Source organism: Burkholderia gladioli, from assembly GCF_000959725.1.
Classification (GTDB): Bacteria; Pseudomonadota; Gammaproteobacteria; order Burkholderiales; family Burkholderiaceae; genus Burkholderia; species Burkholderia gladioli.
In genome coordinates this window covers 3,184,077-3,198,769 of sequence record NZ_CP009323.1, presented here as the reverse complement: position 1 = coordinate 3,198,769, position 14,693 = coordinate 3,184,077, and the positions used below count along the sequence as shown (strand labels likewise).

Genomic DNA, 14,693 nt, shown 5'->3' with positions numbered 1-14,693 from the left:
TCACAGGCCGCGCTTGTAAGCCTCGTAGCGCGCCTTGTTCTCCTCGTTGGGCGGATAAAGCCCCGGCAGCGAGGCGCCGTTGCGCACCTGCTCGATGATCCAGCCTTCCAGCCGCTCCTGCTCCACCGCGGCCGCCGTGATCTCGTCGACCAGCGCGGCCGGGATAACTACCGCGCCGTCGGCATCGACGACGATCAGGTCGTTCGGGAACACGGCCACGCCGCCGCAACCGATCGGCTCCTGCCAGTTCACGAAGGTTAGGCCCGCCACCGAGGGCGGCGCCGCCACGCCGCTGCACCACACCGGCAGTTGCGTGTCGAGCACGCCGGCCACGTCGCGCACCACGCCGTCGGTGATCAGCGCGGCCACGCCGCGCTGCTGCATGCGCTGACAAAGGATGTCGCCGAAAATGCCGGCGTCGCGGATCCCCATCGCGTCGACCACCGCGATGCAGCCGCCCGGCATGGCCTCGATCGCCGCGCGCGTCGAGCGCGGCGAGGACCAGGATTCCGGCGTGGCGAGATCCTCGCGCGCCGGCACGAAACGCAGCGTGAAGGCACGGCCGACCAGGCGCGGCTGGCCCTCGCGCAAGGGCTGCGCGCCGCGGATCCAGACATTGCGCAGGCCCTTCTTCAGCAACAGGGTGGTGAGGGTGGCGGTCGTCACGGACGACAGCGTGTCGATGATGCCTTGCTCGTCTGCCATGGCAGCTCCTTGCAGCGAGGCCGCGCCGTCTCGCGACGCGCGGCCCCGGGTTCGATCGGGAATCGGGACTCAGATGCTGGCGACCAGGCCGCCGTCGATGCGCACCACCGAGCCCGTCACATAGGCCGCGCGCGTGCTGGCCAGGAAGGTGACGACGTCGGCGTACTCGGCCGGCTCGCCGTAGCGGCCCAGCGGAATCGAGGCGGTGCTCTCGGCGCTCACCTGCTCCACCGGCCGCCCTTCGCGGCGCGCCTTGGCCTCGTCGAGGAAGCGGATCCGGTCGGTGGCGATGCGCCCCGGCACCACGATATTGGCCGTGATGCCGTCGCGCGCGACCTCGCGCGCCAGCGTCTTCGACCAGCCCAGCAGCGAGGCGCGCAGCGCATTGGACATGCCGAGGTTCGGGATCGGCGCGATCACGCCCGAGGAGGCGCTGGTGATCACGCGGCCCCAGCGGCGCTCGCGCATGCCGGGCAGCACCCGATCGGTGATCGCGATCACCGACAGCACCATCGACTCGAAATACTTGCGCCAGGCATCGCTCGGCTGGCCCGAGGCCGGCGTCGGCGGCGGGCCGCCGGTATTGTTGACGAGCACGTCGACGCCGCCGAAGCGCGCCTCGATCGCCGCCACGTGGCGCTCGATCGAGGCCAGGTCGGACAGGTCCCAGTGCAGCGCGAGCACCTCGGCGCCCATCGCCTCGACCGCCTGCTTCGATGCCTGCAAGGCCGCCTCGTCGAGATCGGCCAGCACCAGCCTGGCGCCTTCCCCGGCCAGCGCCGTCGCGATCGCGCGGCCGAGGCCGCCGCCGCCGCCCATCACGAGCGCGGTCTTCGTGTTCAAACCCAGATCCATGTGCTTGCGTTCTCCCGGCCCTCGGGCCATGTGGTGGATAACAAAGATGCCTGCCGCGCCGCCGGCTCAATCGACCCGGTCGGGATCGCCCGTGTACTCGACGCGGCAGCCGAAGCCGCCATGGAACAGCGCCTCGAGTTCGTCCTCGGCGGCCGAGCCGGCGAGAATCCCGGCCGCGTGGCGCTCGGCATCGTCCTCGGGCCGGTAGCCGAGCCAGCGCGCATTGGCGTTGTCCCAGCGGTTGCGCGCGTTGTCCGACACGCCATACACGACCACGAAGTGATAATCCGGATGGTCGATCGCGCGGCGCACCAGTTGCACCGTGTCGCGATGGCTGATCCAGGTGTAGAGATGGCGCGGCGCGCTGGGCCGGTCGTCGGGGCGGAACGAGCCGATCCGCAGGCAGGCCACCGAGAGCCCGTGCTTGTCGGCATAGAGGCGCCCGAGCGCCTCGCCGAACACCTTGGACACGCCGTAGCGGCTGTCGGGCCGCGGCTGGACCTGGTCGTCGATCATGCGATCGCGCCGATGGAAACCCACCGCGTGGTTCGAGCTCGCGAAGATCACGCGCTTCACGCCGGCCAGCCGCGCCGCCTCGAACACGTTGTAGCAGCCCTCGATGTTCATGCGGCGGATCCGCTCCCAGCTATCCTCGTCGGGAATGCCCGCCAGGTGCACCACGCAGTCGATGCCGTCCATCGCGCGCAGCAGCGCATCGGGATCGTTGATGTCGACCGTGACGACCTGCTCGCCCTCGCGCGCCGGCTGCTGCACGGCGATATCGGCCAGCCGCAGCAGCGGATAGGCTCCGCGCAGTCCCTCGCGCAGCACGCGGCCGATCTGCCCCGCCGCGCCCGTGATCAATACCTTGCTCATGTTCCCGTTCCTCTCAGCTCATGATGCCGATCTGCCAGGGCACGAACTCGTGGTCGCCCAGGCCCAGGGTCTCGCTGCGCGTGCGCTGCCCGGAGGCGGTCGCCAGCAGCGCGTCGAAGATCTCGCGCGCGCAGCTCTCGATGGTGGCCGTGCCGTCGAGGATGCCGCCGCAATTGAGGTCCATGTCCTCCTGCAGCCGCCGGTACATCGGCGTATTGGTGGCCAGCTTCAGCGAGGGCACCGGTTTCGCGCCGAACATCGAGCCGCGCCCGGTGGTGAAGGCGATCAGGTTCGCGCCGCCGGCGATCTGCCCGGTGGCCGAGACCGGATCGAAACCCGGCGTGTCCATGAACACCAGGCCGCGCGCGCGGACCGGCTCGGCATAGCGATAGACCGCCATCAAGGGGCCGGTGCCGCCCTTCATCGAGGAGCCGATCGACTTCTCGAAGATATTGGCGAGACCGCCGACCTGGTTGCCGGGGCTGACCTTGCCGTTGATCTGCACGTCGCGGCCCACCGAATAACTGTCCTTCCACCAGCGGATCCGCTCCACCAGTTGCTCGCCCACCTCGCGGCTCACCGCGCGGCGCGTGAGCGTGTGCTCGACGCCGTAGATCTCGGGCGTCTCGGACAGGATCGCGGTGCCGCCGTGCCTCGCCAGCAGGTCGACCGCGGCGCCCAGCGCCGGGTTGGCCGTGATCGAGGAAAACCCGTCCGAGCCGCCGCATTGCAGGCCGACGCGCAGCTCGCTGGCCGGCACCGCCGTGCGCGCGACACGGTTCGCCTCCGGCAGCAGCGCCGCCACGGCCGCGATGCCCGATTCGATGGTGGCGCGCGTGCCGCCGTTCTCCTGCATCACGAAGGTATGCAGGCGCGCGTTCGGCTGCAGGCCTTCCTGCTCCAGCAGGCCGCCGAGCTGGTTGCGCTCGCAACCGAGCCCGACGATCACGGCCGCGGCCAGGTTGGCGTGGCGTGCATAACCGGCCATGGTGCGCCTGAGCAGGGCCATCGGCTCGCCGCTCATCTCCATGCCGCAGCCGATGCCGTGCGTGAAGGCCACCACGCCATCCACGTTCGGGTAGTCGGCCAGCCGCTCCGGCGTGAAGTGCGCGGCGATCCGGTGCGCCACGGTGGCCGAGCAATTGACGGTGGCCAGCACGCCGATGTAGTTGCGCGTGCCGACCTCGCCGTTCTCGCGCACGATGCCCATGAAGCTGGCGCGCTCGGCCTCGGGCACCGGCTCGACGGCGCGGTAGTCGGCGCCGAAGGCATAGTCGCGATCGAACTCGCGAAACGTCAGGTTGTGGCTGTGCACCAGGGTGCCGGCCGCGATCTCGCCGGCCGCGAAGCCGATCACCACGTTGTACTTGCGGATCGGCTCGCCCTCGCGAATGCTGCGCGCGGCGATCTTGTAGCCTGCCGGCACCTGGCTGCGGCAGGCCACGTCGCCGATCGGCAGCGGCGTGCCGATGCCGATGTCGATCCGCGCGATGACGACATTGTCGTCGGGATGCAGCCGGATCACGGGGCCGGCCACGGTCTTGCCCGAGGTGGAAATCATGGTCTGGATCGATGGCGAGGATTGGGTTCGCAGCGTGCTTGGCGAAGGTTCAGTGAATCCGCGTCCAGCGCCCGTATTTCGCGACCTCGCGCTCGTCGAAGCCGAAGCCGAGCCCCGGCGTCTGGTGCAGGATTACGCGGCCGTCGCGCTGCGTGAGCTGGGTATCCACCAGACGGCGGAAGTTCAGCACCTGGTCGTCGGGGAAGAACTCCACGTAGCGCGCGTTCGGCGTGGCCGCCACCAGCGGCGCGTGCAGGTCGTGGAACCAGTGCGGGCACATCTGCACGCCATGGCTGGCCGCGGTGGCCGCGATGCGCCGCCATTCGCTGATGCCGCCGCACACGGCCGCGTCGGTCTGCAGGATCGCGGCCGCGCCCGCCTCCAGCAGGGCCTTGTGGTACCAGCGTCCGTAGCCGATCTCGCCGGTCACCACCGGGATCCGCGTGGCGACGGCCAGGCGCGCGTGGTTGTCGATGTCGTCGGGCGAGAACGGCTCCTCGACGAAGTACGGGTCGTAGGGCTCGAGGCGGTTCAGGTACTGCAGCGCCTGGGGCACGTCGGTCCAGCCGTTGTTGATGTCGAGCATCAGCTCGACGTCGGGGCCGATCGCCTCGCGCGCGGTCCGCACCCGCGCCTCTTCCTCGCGCGGCGAGAGCCGCCCGCACTTCATCTTCACGGCGCGGAACCCGGCCTCGACATAGGCGGCCATTTCCTCGCCGAGATGGCCAGGCGTCTTGCCCTCCAGGTAGTAGCCGCCGCTCGCGTAGGCCGGCACGGTGTCGAGCTGGTTGGCGCCGAGGTACTTGTGCAGCGGCAAACCGTGGGTGCGCGCATTGAGGTCCCACAGCGCCGTGTCGAGGATGCTGATCGCCCGCATCACGGTGCCGGCGCGGCCCTGCAGCAGCGCCTCGTTGTACATCGCCTGCCAGAGCCCCTCGCTCGCATAGGAATCCTTGCCGATCAGAAGCGGCGCGAGCAGTTGCTCGACGGCCGCGCTAAGCAGGCCCCCCGCCGCGCTGCCGACATAGCAGAAGCCGATCCCCTCGACGCCATCGGTCGAGCGGACCTTCACCAGGCCATAGTGGCGAACCGCGACGGTTCGAGTGGCAAATGAGGTCACGCGGTCCAGCGGCACGGCCGCCGCGCACACCTCGATCGATTCGATCACCGGCATCTCGTCTCCTCCGTCGAAGGCGGTCTGGAATGGCCGCCTATCAGGGTTAATGTCATGAGGGTTAGTGTGATGGCGGCCGATAGTCAAAGGAAGTATCCTCTGGCTTCTTCAAAGCATAGAATTTTTATCGATGGACTCCCGCTACCTGCAGAGCTTCGTCTATGTGGTCGAACTCGGCTCGATCGCCGAAGCCGCACGGCGCCTCGACCTGACGCCGGCCGCGGTGGCGCAGCGGGTCAAGATGCTGGAGCAGGAGCTGGGCGCGCAACTGGTGCGCCGCTCGGGCCGCACGGTGGCCACCACCGAGGCCGGCGAGCGGATCCTGGAACGCTCGCGCGCGATCCTCCACGACATCCGCGACCTGAAGTCGGACCTCGCCGACAGCGCCTCGCTGGCCGGGCAGCTCAGGCTCGGCGGGATGGCCACCATGATGACGGCCTTCATCCCCGGCGTGCTGGCCGAGCTGCTGGCGCGCCACCCCGGCATCGATTTCTACCTGGAGCCGGGCACCTCGCTCGACCTCTATCGCAAGGTGGTCAACGGCGACCTCGACGCGGCCCTGGTCGCGCATCCGCTGTTCAACATCCCCAAGAACTGCGACTGGCACACCTTCCGCGAGGAAGCGCTGGTGCTGCTCACGCCGGCGGCGATGCGCGTCACCGATCCGCATCGCACGCTGCGCAGCGAGCCCTTTATCCGCTACGACCGCAACGTGGTGGGCGGCCAGCTCGCCGACAGCTACCTGCGCCAGCACGGCATCCATACCAACCAGCGCTGTGAGCTCGACGGGCTGGCGGCGATCGCCGCGCTGGTCGATCGCAAGCTTGGCGTCTCGCTGGTGCCGGACTGGAACCTGCGGCCGCTGACCGAGCTATCGCTGGCGAAGTGGTCGCTGCCGCACGCATTCATGAAGCGTCAGGTCGGGCTGATCTGGAACCGCTCCTCGGCACGCGTGCGGCTGGTGCAGGCCTTTCTCGGCGTGGCCGCCGAACGCTCGACCGACTGAAACCGGCGAGGCCGGTCGAGCGCGGGTGGGCCGTCGCGCTTGCCCTCACTCCACCGAATGCGCGTGCGCGACGCGCATCGACATCACGTTGCGGATGCAGAGCACCATCGCCAGCGCGCCTACGAAATCGATCAGGGCTCCGAACAGGAAGGCGCTGCTGTAGCCGCCGAAGTACTGGATCAGGAAGCCGGTCAGCGCGGGCCCGACGATGCCCGACAGGTTGCTCAGGAAGTGGATGAAGCCGCCCACCCCGCCTTGCCGGTGCAGCGGCAGGATCTCGTGCTGGATCGCCCAGATCGACTGGCAGGAACCGGTCAGGAACAGGAGCGCCGCGCCGATCAGCGCCACGGCCGTGACCAGCGAGCTGGCCGAGGTGATCAGCAGCACCGCCACGCCCGACAGCGCGAGCGGGATGGTGGCCACCAGCTTGCGCGCGAGGATCGGGTCGTCCATCAGGCGGTAGATGAAGTCGCCCACCAGGCCGCCGCCGAAATAGCCGATTGCGCCGCAAATCCAGGGGATCGACGAGACCAGGCTCATCGACTTGAGGTCCAGGTGCCGCTCGGTGGTCAGGTAGCTCGGCAGCCAGGAGATGAACACGTACTGCGTGTAGTTGACCGCGAACAGCCCGGCGCCGAGCGCGAGCGTGCTGGGCCTGCGCAGGTAGCTGCCCAGCGTGGTGCCGGCCGGCTCGGCATTGCGCACCTCGGCGCTGGCGCGGCTGTCCTCGATCAGGCGCCGCTCGTCGTCGCCCACGCGCCGGTTGGCGGCCGGCTTCTCGGTCACCAGCCAGCGCCAGCAGGCGATCCACACCAGCCCGAGCACGCCGATCACCACGAAGGAGATGCGCCAGCCGAAAGCCAGCGCGACCAGCCCGATCACCGGCCCGGCGATCGCGTTGCCGAGCGTCTGCCCCGAGAAGGTGAAGCCGATCATGGTGGCCGCCTCGTGGCGCGGGAACCAGTTCGAGATGGTGCGATTGGTGTTCGAGCTCATCGGCCCTTCGCCGATGCCGAACAGCACGCGGTAGACCAGCAGCGAGACGAAGCCGGTGGCAGCCGCCGTCAGCGCGCAGAACAGCGACCAGACGGCCATCGCCCAGGTGAACACGCGCCGCGTGCCCCACTTGTCCGACAGGTAACCGCCGAGGAAGGAGAAGATCGAGTAGCCGACGAAGAACACGCTGAACACGATGCCGAGCTGCGAGGGCGAGAGGTCCAGCGACTTGCCGACCAGCGGCGCGACGATGCCGAGCGCGGCGCGGTCCATGTAGTTGATCGCGCCGGCGGCGAACAGCAGGCCGGCGACCACATAACGATACCTGCGGAAATTCATCGATGTCTCCATGGTTCTGTGTCGTGGCGGCGCGGAGCGGGCCCGGGCGCGCGACACGCGGCGCGGCGGTGCAGCGGTGCAGCGGTGCAGCGGTGCAGCGGTGCGGCTCGTGTCGGTCTGGAGTGTGATGGCCGGGCCGGCGCGCTGAAAGCAAGCACCGATTGATTCAAAAGATAAAAATTCTTTCGAGCTTGGCGCGCGAGCCGCGACGGCCGTGGCTTGCGGGGCGAGGCGGCCCGCGGGCGAGACGGGAACACGAGGGAAAATACCGAGGCGCCGCGCGCCTGGGCAAGCGCTCACGCGCGGCGCGGGCGTCGCCGGCTTGTCAGCGGGTGGTCAGCATGCGGCCAGGAAGCCGGCGGCGAGGCGCGTCGCGCTGGCGGGACGGAAAGGCAGGAGCACGAAGCAGCGGCGCAAGACGAAAGCGCAAGACGGAAGCGCGAGGCAAAGCCGCGCCGAAGCCGCCCCCTCAGCCGCTCAAGCCCTCGCCCTGGGCGCGCAACGCTCCCGGCGGCTGCCCGATGGTGCGCTTGAAGGCGCGGCTGAAGGCGGCCAGCGAGCCGTAGCCGAGCCGGTAGGACACCGCCTCGATCGGCTCGCGGTCGCGCGCGATCCATTGCGCGGCCAGCCGCATGCGCAGCTCGGTCAGGTAGCGCAGCGGCGTCATGCCGGTGGCGGCCAGGAAACGCTCGGCGAACACCGAGCGCGAATTGCCGGCCTCGGCGGCCAGCTCGGCGACGGTCCAGTTGCGGCCCGGCTCGCGATGCAGGGCCACCAGCGCGCGGCCCAGGCGCGGATCGCGCAGCGCCTGCACCCAGCCGGCCGCGTCGCCGCAGCCGCACTCCACCCAGCCGCGCACGATGAAGGCGGCCACCACATCGGCCAGCCGCGCCAGCACCGCCGCGTAGCCGGCACGCTCCGAGCAGGACTCGCGCTCCATCGCGTCGAGCATCGCGCGCAGCTCCGGATAGCGGTCGAGCAAGGTGCCCACGTGCATGATCCCGGGCATCGAGGCCACCAGCGGCTGCATGCCGCCCAGGTCCAGCTCCATGCAGCCGCAGAAGATCAGCACGTCGTCGCTGATCTCGCCCTTCTCGAGCCGGCCGCCGTGCATCGCGTTGATCGCCGCGATCGACTCGCAGATGCGCGTCGCGTCGAGATCGGCCAGCGAGGTGCAGCTCACCCCGGGCGCAGACAGCAGCGCATGCTCGCCGCCGCGCGGCATCAGCACCGCGTCGCCGGCCTTCAGTTCCATGAGCGCGCCGCCGCCCGCGTCGCTCCCGTCACGCAGCAGCATCGAGCCGCGCGCCACGAAGTAGAACACCCCGCACTCGGGCGGGTTCTGGAAGCGCAGCCCGAACGGCGGCGCGACGTGGATCCGGCGGTACTGCACGCCCTTCAGGCGCATCCCCAGCAGCAGTTCGCTGACCAGATCGTGGGAATCGGGGTCGAATTTCGAAAGGTCGGGCATGATTTCCGGACGAACGATCAAGTTTTGCGGATTGTATGTCATAGACCGTCAGGCTGCCGGCCCGTAATCTGTGCGCCTGTCGTAAACCCTAACCGGAAGCCTCATCAAGAACATGGACATCGGCACCCCGACCTCCTCCGCGACCGTGATCCCGGTCGAACGCGCCTCCTGGAGCGCCGTCTACGCCCTGGCGCTGGGCGTGTTCGGGCTGGTCACCGCGGAATTCCTGCCCGCCAGCCTGCTCACGCCGCTGGCCGCCAGCCTCGGCATCACCGAGGGCACCGCCGGCCAGGCGGTGACCGTCACCGCCGCGGTGGCGCTGGTCACCAGCCTGCTGATCGCGGTCCTCACGCGCGGCATCGACCGGCGCCGCGTGCTGCTGGCCTTCTCGGTGCTGCTGGTGATCTCCAACCTGCTGGTGGCCTCGGCCGGCACCTTCCTGGCGATCCTGCTCGGCCGCGTGCTGCTCGGCATCGCGCTGGGCGGCTTCTGGACCATGTCGGCGGCCACCGCGATGCGGCTGGTGCCGGCCGCGATGGTGCCGCGCGCGCTGTCGATCATCTTCAGCGGGGTGGCCGTGGCGACCATCGCCGCCGCGCCGCTCGGCAGCTACTTCGGTCACCTGATCGGCTGGCGCAACGTGTTCTACGCGGCCGCCGCGATCGGCGCGCTGGCCCTGGCCGCGCAATTTGCCACCCTGCCCTCGATGGCACCGAGCGGCACCACGCGCCTGCGCACCCTGCTCGACGTGTTGCGCCGCCCGACGGTGGGCATCGGCATGTTCGCGGTGACCCTGGTGTTTACCGGCCACTTCGCCTTCTTCACCTACCTGCGGCCCTTCCTGGAGGACGTGGCCGGGGTGGGCGTGAACGCGCTGTCCGCGATCCTGCTCGGCTACGGTGTGGCCAACTTCCTGTTCACGCCGGTGGCGGGCCGCGCGCTCGAGCGCGGGCTGCGACCGATGATGATCGCGATGCCGGCGCTGATGGTGGTGCTGGGCGCGGCGCTGGCGCTGTTCGGCAAGCTCACCGCGCTGGACGCGGTGCTGGTGGCGCTGTGGGGCGCGGCCTTCGGCGGCGTGCCGGTAGCCTGGTCGACCTGGGTCACGCGGGTAGTGCCCGACGAGGCCGAGAGCGCCGGCGGCCTGATCGTGGCGGCCATCCAGCTGGCCATCTCGTTGGGCGCGGCGGCCGGCGGCGTGGTGTTCGACACCAATGGCGCGACCGGCGTGTTCGTGGCCGCCGCCGTGGTGCTGGTGGTGGGCGTCACCACCATCGTGGCGGGCGTGCCGGTGCGTGGGGAGTCCTGAGAAAAGAGCGTTTGCTGTTCACACCGTGCCGCCCCCCCGAATTCGGCGCGCAGCCTTTCGGCTGTTCCCTGTTCCGCGCGGTCGACACGAGCAAAAGCTCGGCTAGACGGCGGAATGCCCTGAGATTCGGCTACGGCTTGTCGTTCTTGAAAGGCGGCGTTCCGCGAGATTCGAGCAGGCGTCGTGTGTTCTCCAGCTCTTTTTGCAGCAACGCTGCATTCGGCAGCACCGTCCGGTAGTTGGCTGCCATGATCTTGGTCGGCAGGCCATCCAGCGCATACCGCGCCAGGGCATGGCCCTTGTCGGCGCAGAGGATCAACCCCACTGGCGGGCTCTCGTCCGGATAGGCCCAATGCTCCTTGGCGTAGTTGCAGTACATGTGCATCTGTCCCACATCGGCATGGGTCAGGCTGCCCAGTTTCAGGTCCACGATGACCAGGCAGCGCAGCTTGCGGTGGAAGAGCAACAGGTCCACTCGATACCAGGTCTGATCGATGCGCAACCGACGTTGCCGACCTACGAAGGAAAATCCTTCTCCCAACTCCAGCAAGAAGTCCTCCAGCCTCCGGATCAACGCCGCTTCCAGATCAGACTCCGAATACTCGTCCTTGAGGTCGAGGAACTCCAGCACATACGGGTCCTTGATCGCGTCGCCGGGCACGACGACATCCTCGGGCCTGGCCACGGCTGCCTTGGCCAGCATTGCTGCCTTGTCCTTGGACAAGGCCGTGCGTTCGTAGAACTGACTTCCGATCTGACGGTCGAGCTGGCGCACGCTCCAGCCACTGCGCAACGCCTCGACCTCGTAGAAATGCCTGGCATGGTCATCCTTGACCGACAGCAGTCGAACATAGGCCGACCAAGGAAGTGCGAAAACCTGGGCCAGTTCGGAGAGGTGGAATTTCCGAGACGCTGTCTCGGATTTTTCTGCGCGCGGTCCTTTCCCGGATTTCCGAGACGGTGTCTCGGGAATCGCGGCCGCGGGGTATGTGAGGAAGAAACGCCGCATGTTCTCCAGGTTGTCCGGGCTGAACCCACGCCCGAAGCGGGCAGTCAGATCGGTGGATAGTCGCGCCATCAACTGCTCGCCATAACCGGCCCGGCGCTTGCCTTTCTGCTCGGCTTCGACGATCCGGCGGCCGATCTCCCAATAACTGGCCGTCATCAGCGCATTGACACTGCGCGCCGCAGCCCGGCGCGCACCATTAAGCAGCTCCACGATATCGCCGTGAATGCCGGCATAGCCCGACGGCAAAGCGGCGGGCTTGCGCGCCGCCGCACGCGCCTTCCTTGTCATGCTGTTGCCTCCATGGAATGGGATGTCCCGTGCTAGCCAGCGGCCGGCTCGTCAGCCGCTCGGCTGGGTCCCGCGCCGCGTTGCCCTCGGCCTGAACATAATGCATAAGCATCGCCGTGGTCTGGTGGTCTGTCAGCTTCATGACCATCTGGACAGGTACGCCATAAGGCATATGTCGGGCGAATTCATCAGGCGACGGCGGAACGTAGAGGCAATCTTTCGTCCAGGGGGCTGTAGAGAACAGGAGGCCAGGCGTCACAACATCCCGCGGTTCGACCGTCCTGGCAGGGCTGTGCCGTATCGGCTGCGGACATGATGAGCGTGATCTCGTCGCCGTAACGCTCCCCCCGGAAAGCCGGATTCCGGAGCCGCATGGAAGCCCCGCGATACCAAGCCGCATCAGGAGTCCTCGCGAAACAAAAAAGGGCAAGCGCCGGGAAACCGGTGCTTGCCCTTCTGCTTTCGGCAGCCGCTCGCTCAGGACGCCGCGCGACGGCCGCTCAGGTCCTTCAGCGCGAGCGCGCCGCTATTGATGTTGACCGAGCGCCGCAGCGTCACGCGCTCGCCGTCGAACTCGCATTCCACCAGGTCGCGGAAGGCCGTCTCAGGATAGAGCCAGACCATCCTCAGCGTGGCCTCGTCGACCCAGCCCGCGCGCGCCACCACCGGGCTGTCCTGGAAGCGATAGCCGTGATGCAGGTCGGCGCCGGGCATGTCGGTGGTCGATTCGATCCAGCGGCCGAGCCCGGCCGTCACGAGATGCTCGCCCTCGCGGTCGACCAGCCGGCATTCGCAGCGCCCCTCGGCGAACAGCAACCGCAGCTCGCTCGCGTCGCCCTCGTTCGGATCGAGCACGAAACGCCATTCGCCGACGGCCGGCACGCCCGGCCGCTCGGCCTGCGTATCCTCGAAGGCCCGCTGCCACGGCGAAGCCGCCTCGGGCGACTGCCAGCGCGCGAGCGCCGCGTCGAGCGCGGCATCGGCCGGCGCGCCGTCGAAGGGCGCATCGCGGAACGCGGCCGGCAGATGCCATTCGATCAGCGGCATCAGTCGCTTGCTGCCCTTGATCGCGCCGGTCACGGCCAGCGTCACGCCGGCTTCCGGGAACACGCGCACCAGTTGCACGAACTTGCCGATCGCGCTGTAGCTGCCGCCGTCGTGCACCCACCAGTGATAACCGTAGCGATTCGAGGCCTCCTGCGCGCGCGTGGCCTCGGCCACCCAGGCTTCGGGCAGCACTCGCCGCCCTTCCCAGACGCCGCCCTGCGCATGCAGGATGCCGAGCTTGAGCAGGTCGGCGGTATGCGCCCACAAGCCGTTGCCGCCCGGGTTGATGCCGTCGGTGCCGATATCCCAGGTCTCGCCGCTGATGCCGAGCGGCGCGAACAGGCGAGGACGCAGGTACGCGTGCATGGTCTCGCCGGTCACGCGGCTGACCAGCGCCGACAGCATGTAGCTGGCCGCGCTCGTATAGACGAAGTTCGAGCCCGGCGGCGTCTCCACCGGAATCGCGAAGAAGGCCTCGATCCAACTGCTCGACATCCGCCGCCAGACCGCCCCCGAGGTTTCGCCGGCATGGCCGGTGCGCATCGTCAGCAGGTCGGCCACCGTCATCGCGGCGGCCGGATGCGGGGCCGGCGGCACCTCGGCGAAGAAGTCGCCGAGCCGGTCCTCGAGCCTGAGCCGCCCTTCCTCGATCGCGAAGGCGATCGCGCAGGCCGTGAAGCTCTTGGCCACCGAATGCAGGTTGCGCAAGCGGTCGGCGCGATAGGGCCAGCGCCAGCCCTCGGCGATCACATGGCCGTGCCGGTGCAACATGAAGGCGTGCAGGTCGAGGCCCGCCTGCTCGACATCGTCGAGCCAGGCCGCGACCGCGCTCGCGTCGACGCCCATCGCCGAGGCGCGAGCGCGCGGCAGGCCGTCGTCGAAGCGCGCGCCCGGGGCGGGAGCGCCGGCATGCAGACCCGCGATGGGAGACGTCGTGGTCATGAGTGCCCCGTTCAGAGCATCGCCGCGTTCATCGCGGCCTGCGCGCGCGAGGCCACCGCGTCGAACAGCGCCGGCACCGAGGGCGAGGCGATGTACTGGTAGAGATCCTTGGGATCCTCGGGCGCCGGGATCAGGTCGATGTCCTCGCCCACGCCGAGCCGCTCGGCCATGTCGTGCAGGTAGCGCAGCGCCGAGAAATCCTCCAGCGCGAAGCCGACCGAATCGAACACCGTCACCTCCTGCGCGCTGGTGCGGCCCGGCTCCTGGCCGGCCAGCACGCGCCAGAGATGCACCACGGGCGAGTCGGCCGGCAACTGCTGGATGTCGCCTTCGATGCGCGTCTGCGGCTCGAACTCCACCACCACGCGCGCGCGCCTGAGCACCTCGGCGTGCAGCTCGGTCTTGCCGGGGCAGTCGCCGCCCACCGCGTTCACATGCATGCCCGGCTCGATCATCTCCGGCGTGAGGATGGTGGCATTGGTCTTGTCGGCCGTGATGGTGGTCACGATGTCGGCGCCGCGCACCGCCTCGGCCGCGCTCGCGGCGCGGACCAGCGTGAGGCCCGGCGTGCCGCCGAGGTTGAGCACCAGCTTGTCGGTGGCCGCCGGGTCGACGTCGAACAGGCGCACCTCGTTGATGCCGAGCATGGCGCGGAACGCCAGGATCTGGAATTCGCTCTGCGCGCCGTTGCCGATCAAGGCCATGGTGCGCGCATCGCGCCGCGCCAGGTAGCGCGCGGCCAGCGCCGAGGTGGCGGCGGTGCGCAGCGCGGTCATGATGGTGAACTCGCTGAACAGCACCGGGTAGCCGGTGTCGACGCGCGCCAGCACGCCGAAGGCCATCACCGTCAGCATGTTGATGCGGGTGTTCCTCGGATGGCCGTTGACGTACTTGAAGCCGTACAGTGCCGCGTCGGAGGTGGGCATCAGCTCGATCACGCCGCCCGGCACGTGGTTGGCCACGCGCGCAGACTTGTCGAATTCGTTCCAGCGCAGGTAGTCGTCGCGAATATAGTCCGCCAGCGTCGCGATGAAGCGCTCGGCGCCCGTCGCCGCCACCAGCTTGCGGATGTCGCTGACATCGAGATATCTCGTCATGGTCGGTTTCCTCAATGA

General features: G+C 68.9%; 12 protein-coding genes. 2 read left to right on the top strand and 10 right to left on the bottom strand.

Annotated elements, in window-relative coordinates:
• From BM43_RS31175 to BM43_RS31155, 5 genes are all read right to left on the bottom strand, one after another.
• Window positions 1-705, bottom strand: a complete 705-nt coding sequence (locus BM43_RS31175) for a ribonuclease activity regulator RraA (RefSeq protein WP_013697657.1) — start codon at window positions 703-705, stop codon at window positions 1-3.
• A gap of 69 nt (window positions 706-774) precedes the next feature.
• Window positions 775-1,560 carry an SDR family oxidoreductase gene (locus BM43_RS31170; RefSeq protein WP_036051880.1) on the bottom strand — a complete coding sequence of 262 codons (786 nt, stop codon included), beginning with the start codon at window positions 1,558-1,560 and terminating at the stop codon, window positions 775-777.
• A gap of 66 nt (window positions 1,561-1,626) precedes the next feature.
• Window positions 1,627-2,436, bottom strand: a complete 810-nt coding sequence (locus tag BM43_RS31165) for an NAD-dependent epimerase/dehydratase family protein (protein WP_036051881.1) — start codon at window positions 2,434-2,436, stop codon at window positions 1,627-1,629.
• A 13-nt stretch (window positions 2,437-2,449) separates the two neighbouring features.
• Complete coding sequence (locus BM43_RS31160) at window positions 2,450-3,997, bottom strand: UxaA family hydrolase (RefSeq protein WP_025102072.1); 1,548 nt, start codon at window positions 3,995-3,997, stop codon at window positions 2,450-2,452.
• A 49-nt stretch (window positions 3,998-4,046) separates the two neighbouring features.
• Window positions 4,047-5,171, bottom strand: coding sequence for a mandelate racemase/muconate lactonizing enzyme family protein (locus BM43_RS31155; RefSeq protein WP_036051882.1), 1,125 nt, complete (start codon window positions 5,169-5,171; stop codon window positions 4,047-4,049).
• Window positions 5,172-5,301: 130 nt separating this feature from the next.
• Here BM43_RS31155 and BM43_RS31150 point away from each other — a divergent pair, with 130 nt between their 5' ends.
• Window positions 5,302-6,177, top strand: a complete 876-nt coding sequence (locus BM43_RS31150) for a LysR family transcriptional regulator (protein ID WP_013697652.1) — start codon at window positions 5,302-5,304, stop codon at window positions 6,175-6,177.
• A 45-nt stretch (window positions 6,178-6,222) separates the two neighbouring features.
• On the opposite strand, the gene BM43_RS31145 is transcribed toward BM43_RS31150, so the two are convergent.
• On the bottom strand, window positions 6,223-7,512 hold the full coding sequence (locus tag BM43_RS31145; RefSeq protein WP_036051883.1) for an MFS transporter: 1,290 nt from the start codon (window positions 7,510-7,512) through the stop codon (window positions 6,223-6,225).
• A 469-nt stretch (window positions 7,513-7,981) separates the two neighbouring features.
• Window positions 7,982-8,983: an AraC family transcriptional regulator gene (locus BM43_RS31140; protein WP_036051884.1), complete on the bottom strand. Its 1,002-nt coding sequence runs from the start codon at window positions 8,981-8,983 to the stop codon at window positions 7,982-7,984.
• A 112-nt stretch (window positions 8,984-9,095) separates the two neighbouring features.
• Here BM43_RS31140 and BM43_RS31135 point away from each other — a divergent pair, with 112 nt between their 5' ends.
• Window positions 9,096-10,292: an MFS transporter gene (locus BM43_RS31135; protein WP_036051885.1), complete on the top strand. Its 1,197-nt coding sequence runs from the start codon at window positions 9,096-9,098 to the stop codon at window positions 10,290-10,292.
• Window positions 10,293-10,422: 130 nt separating this feature from the next.
• On the opposite strand, the gene BM43_RS31130 is transcribed toward BM43_RS31135, so the two are convergent.
• From BM43_RS31130 to BM43_RS31120, 3 genes are all read right to left on the bottom strand, one after another.
• On the bottom strand, window positions 10,423-11,589 hold the full coding sequence (locus BM43_RS31130) for a PDDEXK nuclease domain-containing protein (protein ID WP_036051886.1): 1,167 nt from the start codon (window positions 11,587-11,589) through the stop codon (window positions 10,423-10,425).
• Between the two features lie 477 nt (window positions 11,590-12,066).
• Complete coding sequence (locus tag BM43_RS31125) at window positions 12,067-13,578, bottom strand: serine hydrolase domain-containing protein (RefSeq protein WP_080742249.1); 1,512 nt, start codon at window positions 13,576-13,578, stop codon at window positions 12,067-12,069.
• 11 nt (window positions 13,579-13,589) lie between these two features.
• Window positions 13,590-14,675 (bottom strand): ornithine cyclodeaminase, encoded by a 1,086-nt coding sequence (locus BM43_RS31120; protein ID WP_036051887.1) that lies wholly within the window; start codon window positions 14,673-14,675, stop codon window positions 13,590-13,592.
• Window positions 14,676-14,693: the final 18 nt, after the last annotated feature.

Coding starts and splice junctions, on each gene's coding strand:
- BM43_RS31175 (WP_013697657.1), bottom strand. CDS start 705: ATGGCAGACGAGCAAGGCATCATCGACACGCTGTCGTCCGTGACGACC.
- BM43_RS31170 (WP_036051880.1), bottom strand. CDS start 1,560: ATGGATCTGGGTTTGAACACGAAGACCGCGCTCGTGATGGGCGGCGGC.
- BM43_RS31165 (WP_036051881.1), bottom strand. CDS start 2,436: ATGAGCAAGGTATTGATCACGGGCGCGGCGGGGCAGATCGGCCGCGTG.
- BM43_RS31160 (WP_025102072.1), bottom strand. CDS start 3,997: ATGATTTCCACCTCGGGCAAGACCGTGGCCGGCCCCGTGATCCGGCTG.
- BM43_RS31155 (WP_036051882.1), bottom strand. CDS start 5,171: ATGCCGGTGATCGAATCGATCGAGGTGTGCGCGGCGGCCGTGCCGCTG.
- BM43_RS31150 (WP_013697652.1), top strand. CDS start 5,302: ATGGACTCCCGCTACCTGCAGAGCTTCGTCTATGTGGTCGAACTCGGC.
- BM43_RS31145 (WP_036051883.1), bottom strand. CDS start 7,512: ATGAATTTCCGCAGGTATCGTTATGTGGTCGCCGGCCTGCTGTTCGCC.
- BM43_RS31140 (WP_036051884.1), bottom strand. CDS start 8,983: ATGCCCGACCTTTCGAAATTCGACCCCGATTCCCACGATCTGGTCAGC.
- BM43_RS31135 (WP_036051885.1), top strand. CDS start 9,096: ATGGACATCGGCACCCCGACCTCCTCCGCGACCGTGATCCCGGTCGAA.
- BM43_RS31130 (WP_036051886.1), bottom strand. CDS start 11,589: ATGACAAGGAAGGCGCGTGCGGCGGCGCGCAAGCCCGCCGCTTTGCCG.
- BM43_RS31125 (WP_080742249.1), bottom strand. CDS start 13,578: ATGACCACGACGTCTCCCATCGCGGGTCTGCATGCCGGCGCTCCCGCC.
- BM43_RS31120 (WP_036051887.1), bottom strand. CDS start 14,675: ATGACGAGATATCTCGATGTCAGCGACATCCGCAAGCTGGTGGCGGCG.